The 11,825-nt window shown below is 40.7% G+C and carries 8 protein-coding genes; all 8 read left to right on the forward strand.

The annotated features are described in order from the left end of the window. The first annotated feature begins 2 nt into the window (after window positions 1–2). The 8 genes from pheT to D0T18_RS05230 all read left to right on the forward strand — a co-directional run bounded on the left by pheT (window position 3) and on the right by D0T18_RS05230 (window position 11,779). The gene (gene pheT / locus D0T18_RS05195) at window positions 3–2,624 is read left to right on the forward strand and encodes a phenylalanine--tRNA ligase subunit beta (protein ID WP_004111426.1); all 2,622 of its coding nucleotides are present in this window, start codon (window positions 3–5) and stop codon (window positions 2,622–2,624) included. Window positions 2,625–2,880: 256 nt separating this feature from the next. Then, the gene (locus tag D0T18_RS05200) at window positions 2,881–3,420 is read left to right on the forward strand and encodes an arginine repressor (RefSeq protein ID WP_032842537.1); all 540 of its coding nucleotides are present in this window, start codon (window positions 2,881–2,883) and stop codon (window positions 3,418–3,420) included. A gap of 276 nt (window positions 3,421–3,696) precedes the next feature. Then, complete coding sequence (locus D0T18_RS05205) at window positions 3,697–4,911, forward strand: argininosuccinate synthase (protein ID WP_012914101.1); 1,215 nt, start codon at window positions 3,697–3,699, stop codon at window positions 4,909–4,911. Between the two features lie 37 nt (window positions 4,912–4,948). Beyond that, window positions 4,949–6,466: an argininosuccinate lyase gene (gene argH, locus D0T18_RS05210; protein WP_116440607.1), complete on the forward strand. Its 1,518-nt coding sequence runs from the start codon at window positions 4,949–4,951 to the stop codon at window positions 6,464–6,466. Between the two features lie 166 nt (window positions 6,467–6,632). Next, window positions 6,633–7,952, forward strand: a complete 1,320-nt coding sequence (tyrS, locus tag D0T18_RS05215) for a tyrosine--tRNA ligase (RefSeq protein WP_116440608.1) — start codon at window positions 6,633–6,635, stop codon at window positions 7,950–7,952. A gap of 153 nt (window positions 7,953–8,105) precedes the next feature. Next, window positions 8,106–9,734 carry a tetratricopeptide repeat protein gene (locus tag D0T18_RS05220; protein WP_116440609.1) on the forward strand — a complete coding sequence of 543 codons (1,629 nt, stop codon included), beginning with the start codon at window positions 8,106–8,108 and terminating at the stop codon, window positions 9,732–9,734. Between the two features lie 144 nt (window positions 9,735–9,878). Further along, the gene (locus tag D0T18_RS05225; RefSeq protein ID WP_076002807.1) at window positions 9,879–10,979 is read left to right on the forward strand and encodes an HAD-IIA family hydrolase; all 1,101 of its coding nucleotides are present in this window, start codon (window positions 9,879–9,881) and stop codon (window positions 10,977–10,979) included. Continuing rightward, window positions 10,976–11,779: a TlyA family RNA methyltransferase gene (locus D0T18_RS05230; protein ID WP_076002808.1), complete on the forward strand. Its 804-nt coding sequence runs from the start codon at window positions 10,976–10,978 to the stop codon at window positions 11,777–11,779. The genes D0T18_RS05225 and D0T18_RS05230 overlap by 4 nt, the downstream gene beginning before the upstream one ends. Window positions 11,780–11,825: the final 46 nt, after the last annotated feature.

Genomic DNA, 11,825 nt, shown 5'->3' on the forward strand with positions numbered 1-11,825 from the left:
TCATGCCAATGGTAGATATTGACTGGCTCAAAGATCATGTTGAAGTGCCAGAAGGTTTAACTTACGAACAGCTTGCTAAAGATTTAGTTCGTGTTGGTCTAGAGGAAGAAGAAATTCATACTTCTCAAGTTACCGGTCCAATTGTTGTCGGTTACGTAGTTGACGCTACTCCTGAACCGCAGAAAAATGGCAAAACTATTAATTGGTGCCATGTTGATGTTGGAGATAAATACAACGATGTTGACGAGAACGGCAAGAAAGTTCCTCGTGGCATTGTTTGCGGTGCTCCTAATATGGCTGCCGGTGAAAAGGTTGTTGTAACTCTTCCTGGTGCTGTTCTGCCTGGAGATTTTAAGATTGAGCCGCGTAAGACTTACGGTCATATTTCTGACGGTATGTGTGCTTCAGAGCGTGAGCTTGGTTTGGGAGATAGCCACAATGGCATTATTTTGTTGCGTGAATATGGCTTCTCTAAGGCTGAATACGATGAGTTGAAGCCTGGCGACGACGTAATGGAGTTGTTGCATCTTAATAAGCCGATTTTGGAGATTAACATAACGCCTGATCGTGGATATGCTTTCTCTTATCGTGGTGTTGCTCGCGAATATCATCATTCAACTGGTGCTGTTTATACGGATCCTGTTTCAAAGTTGAATGAGCAGGTATCGCAAATTAATGATGAAGGTCACAAGACTTCAGATATTGACGTGAGTATTGAAGATACTAATCCAATTCATGGTGTACCTGGTTGTGATCGATATTATGCGCGTGCTGTACACGGTTTTGACTCCACTTGTGCAAGCCCACGTTGGATGCAGCGTCGTTTAACGCGTGCAGGTATGCGCAGTATCTCTCTTGCTGTTGATATCACTAATTATGTCATGCTTGATTTGGGTCAACCTCTTCATGCTTATGATTTAGACAAAATTGAAGGTCCAATTGTAGTTCGTCGTGCACATGAGGGCGAACATCTTACGACTTTGGATGGCAAAGATCATGAATTGCATGTTGAGGATTTAGTTATTTGCGATTCTCCTCGTGGAAACCATGGTTCACGCGTGCTTGGCTTAGCAGGTGTTATGGGCGGCATGTATGGCGAAGTTACGAGTGAAACGAAAAATATTTTGATTGAGGCAGCGCACTTTGATCCCGTTTCAATTGCTCGTACTGCTCGTCGACATAAGATTCCTTCTGAGGCTTCTCGTCGTTTTGAGCGTGGCGTTGATACCCAATTGCAGCCAGCAGCTGCACAAATGGCTGCAAATCTTTTGGAACAGTTTGGTGGAGCTAAGCCATCTACATCGCCGTGTGATGTCAATAATACTCAGTCGCGAAATGTGATTGTGTTTAAAGCTAATGAAGTGCAGCGAGTTGCCGGTTTGGATGTTGATTTGAATCGCATTAGCGATATTCTTACCGATATTGGTTGCTCTGTTGCTGGTGGTGGAAATGGATCCTTCTCCGTTCTTCCTCCAACTTGGCGTCCTGATTTGAATGAGCCTTGCGATCTAGTAGAGGAAATTGCTCGACTTGTTGGATATGATGAGATTCCTGTTAAGGTTCCTGCTGTTCCTGTTACTGGTCGAACTGGCTTAACTGCGCAACAGCAAACTAGACGAGCTATTGCTTATGAGTTAGCGGAAACTGGTTTTGTTGAATCTTTAAGCTATCCATTTGTTGGTGAGGAAGATATTAAAGCTTTCCGTCAAAATGTGGATGAAGTTGCTGAAGTAAGTGTTCGTATTGCTAATCCTTTAGCTGGAGACAGGCCTTGGCTTCGTCGTTCTGTTTTGATGACTTTGGCTGGTACTGTTCGACGCAATCTTCATCGTGGTTTAACAGATATTTCCATGTATGAGCTTGGTCATGTGTACTTTAGCGATCCAAATGCTCCTGCAATTCCTGCATTACCTGGTTCTGTTAGACCTTCTAATGCTGAGCTTGCTGCGTTGGATGCTGGATTACCGGAACAACCTTTGCATGTTGCTGCTTTGCTAACTGGTCATGCTGAAGAAACTGGTTGGCTTGGTACTCATAGAGATGTTGATTGGAGCGATGCTGTTGAAGCACTCCAGCGAGTTGGTAAGAGAATTGGTGTTAAGTTCATTCTCGAACAGTTTAAAGCTCAAGATGCTCCATCTTCTTGGCATCCTGGTCGTAGTGCTCAAGTTTGTGTTCTTGCTGAAGATGGTTCAAGCGTCAATCTCGGTGTTGTTGGCGAATTGCATCCACATGTTTGTGAAGCGCTAGATTTACCTAAGCATTCTGCAGCATTCGAGCTTGATTTAACTGAATTGTTTAAGAATATGATTATGAAGCCTGTTCAAGCTAAACCAATTTCGACTTTCCCTCCTGTAAAGCAAGATTTCGCTTTCACTGCACCAATTGAGTTGAAAGCGAATGAATTGCAGTCTGCTATTGAAAAGTCTGCTGGAGATTTGCTTGAATCTGTTGAGTTGTTCGATGTGTATGAGGGTGAGCAGCTTGGAGAAGGTTTGCGTTCTCTTGCTTATTCCGTAACGTTCCGAGCAAATGATAGAACACTTTCTGGCGAAGAGATGGAAGAAGTTCGTAAGAAGATTACGGATGCTGCTGAAGTCTTGCACGCAACTTTGCGAGTGTAAAATATAATATATTTTAGTTAATGCGATTGTGCATACGTTCTAATAGTAGTATGCATAATCGCATTTATTGTATTATTAGCTCTTTTTCTTTTTATGTAAAGTAACATCTATTTTTTAAATAAAATATAGCATTTTCATGCATAATAGATATGTGTGACGAAGAACACATAAATAATTTTTTATGCATGTAGATATGTATACACATATTCGTATATATTTAATTGAAAATATGTTTATGAAAGGTTTTGATAAAATTATGATGAATCCAGAAACGGATGCAGAATCAAATAACGAAGTGTCAATAAAACAGCAACGTCCTGCAACAAAAGCAGCGCGTTTAAACGCTATTGAACAAGCGTTACTGGCAGAAGTGATTACTTCTCAATCTCAACTCGCTAAAGTGTTGGCGCGTCATGGTTTTAATGTTACTCAAGCTACTTTGAGCCGAGATTTAGATGAGTTAAATGCCGTTAAAATTCGATTAACGGATGGCAGGATTGCGTATGTGCTTGGCGATGGTACTGGCAATCGTCATGCTATGGATACTGTGCGAATTGATCAGCAAGTTGCTCGCACTTTAGCAGGTCTTGTCACTGAAGTTGGACATGCAAATAATATTGTTGTTATTCACACTCCATCAGGCGCTGCACAATATGTTGCAAGTGTTATAGATCGTCAGCCTTTGAAAGGTATTTTAGGATCAGTTGCTGGAGATGATACAGTTATTATGGTTTGCGTTTCAAATGAAGAAGCTGAAAATCGAGCAAATTGGATGCTTTCAGTAGCTTCTCGTTAAACAATTTATTAAAAAATATTGTGGCTATTTAATTAAATATTGCATTAAAAAAATAATTTTGCAGTAACGAAAAGATTTATACGCGTGCAGTGCATTGTTGAGCTGCGCGCGTTTTTATATGTATAACTATAATTGATATATTTTTTTATATTTTATAATAACTCTTCGAAGATGATAAAAATATAATAATTTTTTGGCGCATCTGTTGATTTTATTTTAGATGTATAATATGCTCTTTATTGTTTATTTATTCAATACATGACCTGGGAGGTCACAATGACTAATAAAAAACGTATTGTCTTGGCGTATTCAGGTGGCCTCGATACTTCGGTAGCAATTCCATACCTTAAAGAGCAAACAGGTCAAGACGTTGTAGCTGTGTCGCTAAACGTTGGTCAAGGCGGTGAAGCGCTTGAAGTAATTAAGAATCGTGCTTTGGCTTGTGGTGCAGTTGAGGCATATGTTGTCGATGCTCGCGAAGAATTCGCAGATAATTATTGCATGCTTGCATTAAAAGCTAACGCAATGTATGAAGACGTGTATCCATTGGTTTCTGCTCTTTCTAGGCCTTTGATTACTCGCCACTTAGTGAATGCAGCTCATCAATTTGATGCAGACACAATTGCGCATGGTTGCACCGGCAAAGGAAACGATCAGGTTCGTTTTGAAGTTGCAATCCAATCTTTGGATCCAGAATTAAAAGCTATTAGCCCAATTCGAGACTTGTCACTTACTCGTGATGTTGAAATAGAATTCGCTAATGAGCACAAGCTTCCAATTGAACAAAGCAAGAAAAGCCCATATTCGATTGACCAAAACGTGTGGGGTCGTGCAATTGAAACCGGTTTCCTAGAAGATCCATGGAATGCTCCGACTGAAGAGTGCTATTCTTATACGCAAAATCCTCTTGAATCTCAAGAACCGGATGAAGTTAGAATTACTTTTGAAAAAGGTATTCCAGTCGCAATTGACGGTCATAGTGTAACGCCTTTGCAAGCAATTGAAGAAATGAATGCAAGAGCTGGAGCGCAAGGAATTGGACGAATCGATATTATTGAAGATCGTCTTGTAGGAATTAAATCTCGTGAATTGTACGAAGTTCCAGGTGCTCAATCTCTAATTGTTGCACACCAAGAGCTTGAAAATTGCTGCCTGGAGCGTGAGCAGCATAGGTTAAAGCGTGCTCTTGATAAAAAGTGGGCTGAATTTGTCTATGATGGTCAGTGGTTCTCTCCAGTTGTGTGTTCTCTTAACGCATTTATTAATGAAACTCAAGAGCATGTTTCTGGAGAGATTCGAATGACTATGTATGCTGGCAAAGCTGTAGTTACTGGACGTCGTTCTGAGGAATCATTGTATGACTTTAATTTAGCAACGTATGATTCTTCAGATACATTTGATCAGCGTGCTTCCAATGGATTCATTGAAATCTACGGATTGTCTAGCAAGGTTGCAGCAGCAAGAGATATGCGCGTTGCAAACAACAACTAATACGATATATATAAAAAAGATATAAAGGTAATAAACTATGCACGATGCAACAAAAGCAGCAGCCGCAGAACTAGAAAATAATGAAAGTAATAATACTAATCACCCTATTGCATTGTGGGGTGGACGATTTAGTTCAGGTCCTTCAGCAGAGCTGGCGAAACTAAGCAAGTCCACACAATTTGATTGGCGATTAGCGGATGATGATATTGCTGGTTCTAGAGCTCATGCGCATGCGTTGCATCGTGCAGGTCTTCTTAACGAAAAAGAGTATGCTGATTTATCTTGTGCATTAGATGAATTGCAAAAGCGTGTAGATGATGAAACTTTTGCACCCATTGAGGAAGATGAAGATGAAGCTACAGCATTAGAGCGCGGTTTACTTGAAATTGCTGGAAATGAGCTTGGTGGAAAGCTTCGTGCAGGTCGATCTAGGAATGATCAAATTGCAGCTTTAATACGTATGTTTTTGCGTAGGCATGCGCGCGTTATTGCATCATTATTGTTGTCAGTTTGCCAAGCGTTGCTGAATCAATCAAAAAATGCAAAAGACGCAGTGATGCCTGGTCGCACTCACATGCAACATGCTCAACCAATTTTGCTTGCGCATCAGTTAATGGCACATGTTTGGCCGCTTTTACGAGATGTAAATCGCTTCATAGATTGGGATTTGCGTGCAGATGAAAGCCCTTATGGAGCAGGAGCTTTGGCAGGCAATACTCTTGGTCTTAATTCAGAAGAAGTAGCTAAAGAGCTTGGTTTTTCTAAAGTTTGCGCTAATTCTATAGACGCAACTGCAAGTAGAGACTTAGTCGCAGAATTTTCATTCATCGCAGCAATGATTGGCGTTGATATATCACGATTAAGTGAAGAAATTATTATTTGGAATACTCAAGAATTTGCATTTGTTCGTTTAGATGATGCTTATTCAACTGGCTCATCGATTATGCCTCAAAAAAAGAATCCAGATATTGCTGAACTTGCTCGCGGTAAAGCTGGTAGATTAATAGGCGATTTAACTGGTTTAATGGCAACTCTTAAAGGTCTTCCTACTGCTTATGCTCGCGATTTGCAAGAAGATAAAGAAGCTGTTTTTGATCAAATTGACACTTTAGAAGTGCTTCTTCCAGCCTTTGCTGGAATGGTAGAAACTATGAAATTTGATCTAAATAGACTTTATGAACAGTCTTCTACTGGTTTCGCTCTTGCTACAGATATTGCAGAATGGCTTGTAAAAAAGGGTGTTCCATTCCGTAATGCTCATACTTTGTCTGGTTTGTGTGTAAAGCGAGCTGAGGAAATTGGGGGAGATCTTGCTGATTTAAGCGATGATGATTTTTCAAATATTCTAAGCGGTTTTGTTGATAGCGCAGAAATTGCGAATATCAGAACAATATTGACTAGTGCTGGATCTGTGTCTGCCAGATGCGGTCGTGGCGGTACAGCCTTCGCGCGAGTTAAAGAGCAAATTGTAGAGGCTGAAAATGCAATGGATAATTATTATAAATTTGCAAATTCAAAAAGCGATGGTTCTGCTTATATCTCGCCTATAAAATAATTTTAAAATTAGATTATTAGCTGTCACGTTATAGTGCCAAATATTGTACTTTACAATATTTGGCACTTTTTTATTATGCGTGTCGCCATGTGCTGCAAAAATTGAAAGGCTTGTGGACGCGCAAAGCGCCCGATATTTATCGGTATTCTGTATTAAGGAGATACGAATGGCTCAGGTCAGGAACTACAAGGAAGCAGGTTTTGCTTCTTTGTTTGAAGAGCTTAAGTGGCGTGGATTAATTTCACAATCTACTGATGAGCAGCAGCTTGCTCAAGCGCTTGACGGAGAACCATTAACGTATTATTGCGGTTACGATCCTACTGCTGCTTCATTGCATATTGGTAATCTTGTGCAGCTTATTAATATGCGTCACTTGCAGGCTGCAGGTCATCATCCTATTGCTTTAGTTGGTGGTGCTACTGGTTTGATTGGTGACCCTCGTCAAAGCGGAGAACGCACTCTTAATTCTAAGGATATTGTGGCTGGCTGGGCTGAACGCTTGCGTAAGCAGATTGGTCGAATTTTGCCTCTTGATGGTGAAAATCCTGTTCGTTTTGTCAGCAATTACGACTGGGTTTCTAAGATGTCTGCTATCGACTTTTTGCGCGATGTTGGTAAGAACTTCCGAGTTGGAACAATGCTTTCTAAGGATATTGTGGCTCGTCGCTTAAATTCCGATGAAGGTATTTCTTTTGCTGAGTTTAGCTATCAAGTTTTGCAAGGCAACGACTTCTTGTACTTGTTTGATAATTACGACGTAACTTTGCAACTTGGCGGTTCGGATCAGTGGGGTAATCTCACTTCCGGCATGGATTTGATTCGTAAGGTTCGTGGCGCATCCGTAAACGTGTTTACTAGCCCAATTATTACAGATAATCAAGGTCGTAAGTTTGGTAAGTCAGAAGGTAATGCCATGTGGCTTGATCCTTCTATGCTTAGCCCTTATCGCTTCTACCAGTTCTGGTTCAATCAGCCTGATGATGAAGTTGTTAAGTTGCTTAAGGTGTTCACTTTCTTGCCAAAAGATGAAATTGAGCGTTTAGCTCAGCAAATTCAGGATGATCCTGGAAGTCGTGAAGCTCAGCGCGTGCTTGCGTGGGAAGTTACAAGTTTCGTTCACGGTGAAGATTTAACAAACCAGGCTATTGAAGCTTCTTCCGCTTTGTTTGGACGTGGTGATCTTTGCAATATTGATGAGCAGACTCTTGAAGCTGCTTTAGATGGTGTTAAGGTTAAGGCTGAAGACGGTAGTTTAGATTTCGCTAAGGCTAAAGTTGCAGATCGTGTTGTTGAGGCTGCAGTTGCCGCTGGTTTGTTCCGCACTGTTTCTGAAGCTCGTCGTGCTATTGAAGCAGGCGGTTTGTATCTGAATAATGAACGTGTAAGTGGTGTCGACGATGTGTTAAGTGAGGGCTCTTTCTTGCACGGTCGTTTCGCTTTGCTTCGCCGTGGCAAGAAAGCTATCGGTGCCGTAGAGCGCGCTTAATAAATGTTTGTGATGTATTAAAAAATACATCTGTTGTAAGCTTGCTGCTTGATGTATGCTATAGCTTGCTTCAGCAGATGTTTAGTTGTTTTATGAATATAATTAAAATGTGATTTTGTAATAAAATTGCACATAGATGAGAGGTATGCCAGAATGGGCGAAGAACGCGAACACTCGCGGAGTGGTAAGAAATCTTTTGGTGAACGTGGTGGATTTGGTCATCGCAATGGTGGTAAAAGTAGCGAGCGTCGCGGTGGTTTCCATAAGGATGGTTTCCATAAAGGCGGTTTTAAGAAGGGTGGTTTCCGCCGTAATGATGATGACCGTGAAGAGAGCTTCCACTCTGACGTAAAGCGTGATGGTGATCGTCGTTTTAACCGTCATGACGATCGTAAAGATGACCGTCGCGGTGGTTTTAAGAAGAATGGTTTTAAGAAGGACGGATTCCGCTCAGAGAATCGCGATAATGATCGTCGCTTTGATCGTAACCGTCATTTTGATCGTATAGATGATCGTCGCGATGATCGTCGCTCTAGAGATTTTGAACATTCTGGTGAAGAAGGTGGCAACCCACGCTACAAGAAGTTTGATGGTGAACATCGTTTTAACCATCGTGACGATCGCAGGGATAATCGTCGTGAGAACCATCGCAATGGCGATTTCCATAAAGGCTCTAAGGGTGGCTTCCGTGATGACCGCAGAGACGATCGTCGCGATGAGCGCAGAGATACTGAGCGTCGTTTTGATCGTCGTGACGATCGCAGAGATAATCGTAGCGCAAATTCGCGTAGTAACTTCCGCTTTGAAGATGGTCCACGCCGCAATTCTGACGGAACTGTTTCTTATCCATCTCAAAATCCTTATACAGCACGTCGCCCTGGTGAGCCTAAGATGCCAAAAGGTTTGGAATGGGCAATGCTTTCTAAAGAAGATCGCGAGCGTTTGCGCGGTCTTTCAAAGGAGCATGCTGAAAATATTGGTCTTCATATTCTTGCAGCTTATACTTTGCAAGAAGAAAATCCTGAACTTGCATTAGAACATGCAAAGTGGGCTGCTAAGCAAGCTTCTCGTATTGATTTTGCTCGCGAAACTTTAGCTTTTGTGGCCTATCGTCAGGGCGATTACAAGCTTGCTTCTAAGGAATTCCGCACTGCAATGCGAATGAATGGTTACCTTGATTATTTGCCATTTATTGCCGATTGCGAGCGCGGTATGGGAAATCTAGATAAGGCTTTAGAAATTTGCATGTCAGATGAAGCAAAAACCTTAAGGGGAGAAGTAAAAGCCGAAATGTTCCTCGTTTATGCAGGTGTTTTGGCTGATACTGGTCATGCTGATAAGGCTATTGAATTGGTTCATGCAATGGGTCGTTCAAAGGGTCTTCCTGGGGAGTATCGTATGCGTGCAGTTCAAGCAGAACAATACTTCTTGGAAGAAGCCGGGCGTAGTGACGAAGCAATTGAATTAGAGTCTTTGCTTGATAAGCTTGAGCAACAGTATGCTGATGTTGATGACGAAGATATAAATCCTGATGATATTGTTATCGACTATGATTTAGAGCATTTGAATGATGACATGATGGATGAAATTGGCATGAGTGAAGATGATGCTCAATTTGCTCCTGATGAAGAATCTGATGAATATGCTGGTGAAGAATCTGAAGCAACTGAAGATTCTGAAGATTTAGAAGACTCAGAAGACTCAGAAGAGACAAGTAACTCTGAGAATGCGGATAATACGGATACAATCGAGATGAGTGCTGTTCACGCTGACGAAGAGTAGTTCGTAACATTTGAATATTTGCGCCCGGCTGCTTTTAAGTAAGCCGGGCACTTGCTGCTTCGAGAGTTGATATTTATAAAATATATTTGAAAAATTTGAATCTAAATTAAGTGCAGTGTTTAGCAAACTTAAATGAGGTATAGTATGCAAGTTGAAACGAAAAAGAATTTTTCTTCATGTAATCGTCCGTTAAGCGATGCATTTCGTTTAGCACTGCTTGATTTAGATGGTGTTGTATATCGTGGTGGAAATGCTGTTGAATATGCGTCTGATTCCATTTTGTTTGCGCAAAAAAATGGAATGGCAATTGAATATACAACTAATAATTCTTCGCGTTTCCAATCTGTTGTTGCAAAACAACTGGAAAGTTTTGGCTTAAAAGTAGAACCATGGCAGATTATAACGTCTTCTGTTGTTGCAGCAAGGATGGTAGCTCACAATGTTGAGAAAGGATCTAAAGTTCTTGTTCTCGGCACTGAACATTTGCGTCAAGAAGTGCAACGCGTAGGATTACAACTCGTAGATTCGTGCGAAGATAATCCTAAAGCTGTTATTCAAGGCTGGTATCCTCAAATGACTTGGCAAGAAATGGCGGAAGTTTCTTTCGCTGTTGAGCATGGTGCAAAATATTTCGTTACTAACCGCGACTTAACTATTCCAAGAGAGCATGGTATTGCTCCTGGATGCGGTTCCATGATTCAAGCTGTTATTAATGCTACGGGTGTAGAGCCTATTTCGTCTGCTGGAAAACCAGAATCTGCAATGTATGATGAAGCAAGGTTTTTGGTTGCTGCTAATGCTAAGCATGATGATTCTGAATGTGAAGAATACACTGAAAAAGACGAGTATGGGAATCCTGTAATTAGTATTGAGTATTCATTAGCAGTTGGAGATCGTTTAGATACTGATATTGAGGCTGGAACAAGAGGAGGCTATGCTTCTCTACTTGTTCTTACTGGAGTTACAGATCCTCGCATGCTTATGCTTGCGCCAAAACATTTGCGTCCAAGTTTTGTTTCTAAAGACTTGCGAGGATTAAACGAATCTCACAACGCTCCTGAACGAGTTAACGGTAGTACTTTTACTTGTGAAGATGCTATAGCAAGAGTTGTGAATAATAATATTATTGAAGTTAACAACACTAACGATTGCAATGCTTTAAGAGCTGCTTGTGCGCTGGCATGGAGCTTGCAAGATTGCGGTGAAAATATGGAAAATTATACTCTTCCGGAGTTTTCCTTATGACTGTGAATGAGGATTTAAGTAAACTTTCAAATAGCAATATTTCACAACGCTTAGATTGCGCTTTGGTTAGTCGTGGTTTAGCAGAAAGTAGGACAACTGCTCAGCGTTTAATTCATGCTGGCGTAGTGAGTGTTGACAATCGAAATATTACGAAATCCTCATTTTTAGTAAACAATTCACATACAATAACAATCGACGAATCAAAAACTACGCAATTTTGTATTAGATACGTTTCTCGTGGAGCACTTAAGTTAGAAGGTGCTTTCGAAGCGTTTTCTAAAAATGGTTTAACTACTTCCAAATCAACTAAAGCTCTAGATATAGGTGCATCAACGGGCGGTTTTTGCGACGTTCTTTTGCAAAGAGGTGTTCATTCTGTAATAGCTTTAGATGTTGGTCATGGTCAATTGCATCCAAAAATAGCTAACAATTCACATGTAATTGAAATGAGTGGAGTAAATATTCGAGATGTGTACGAAGAGAACTTGCCATATAAGCCAAATCTTATAGTTTCGGATGTTTCTTTTATTTCTCTAACGCTTGTTATTCCAGTAATTTCTAGAATAGCTCAATTGCATGCAGATATTGTGCTTTTAGTTAAGCCGCAATTTGAAGTAGGAAAAGGAAACCTTGGAAAAGGTGGAATAGTAACTGACGAAACTTTAAGAATTAAAGCTTTAGAAACAATAAAAAGTTGTGCAAACCAAAACGGTCTAAAGGTTATCTCCTCTTGCGAATCTCCTATTGAAGGAACGCATGGCAATACGGAGTATCTTCTTTATGCGCGTTACGAGAAATAAATTAATCATTGAATGTTTAGCATTCTTCAATATGTATCCTAACAAT

Origin of the sequence: Gardnerella swidsinskii, from assembly GCF_003397705.1 — a bacterium.
Classification (GTDB): domain Bacteria; phylum Actinomycetota; class Actinomycetes; order Actinomycetales; family Bifidobacteriaceae; genus Bifidobacterium; species Bifidobacterium swidsinskii.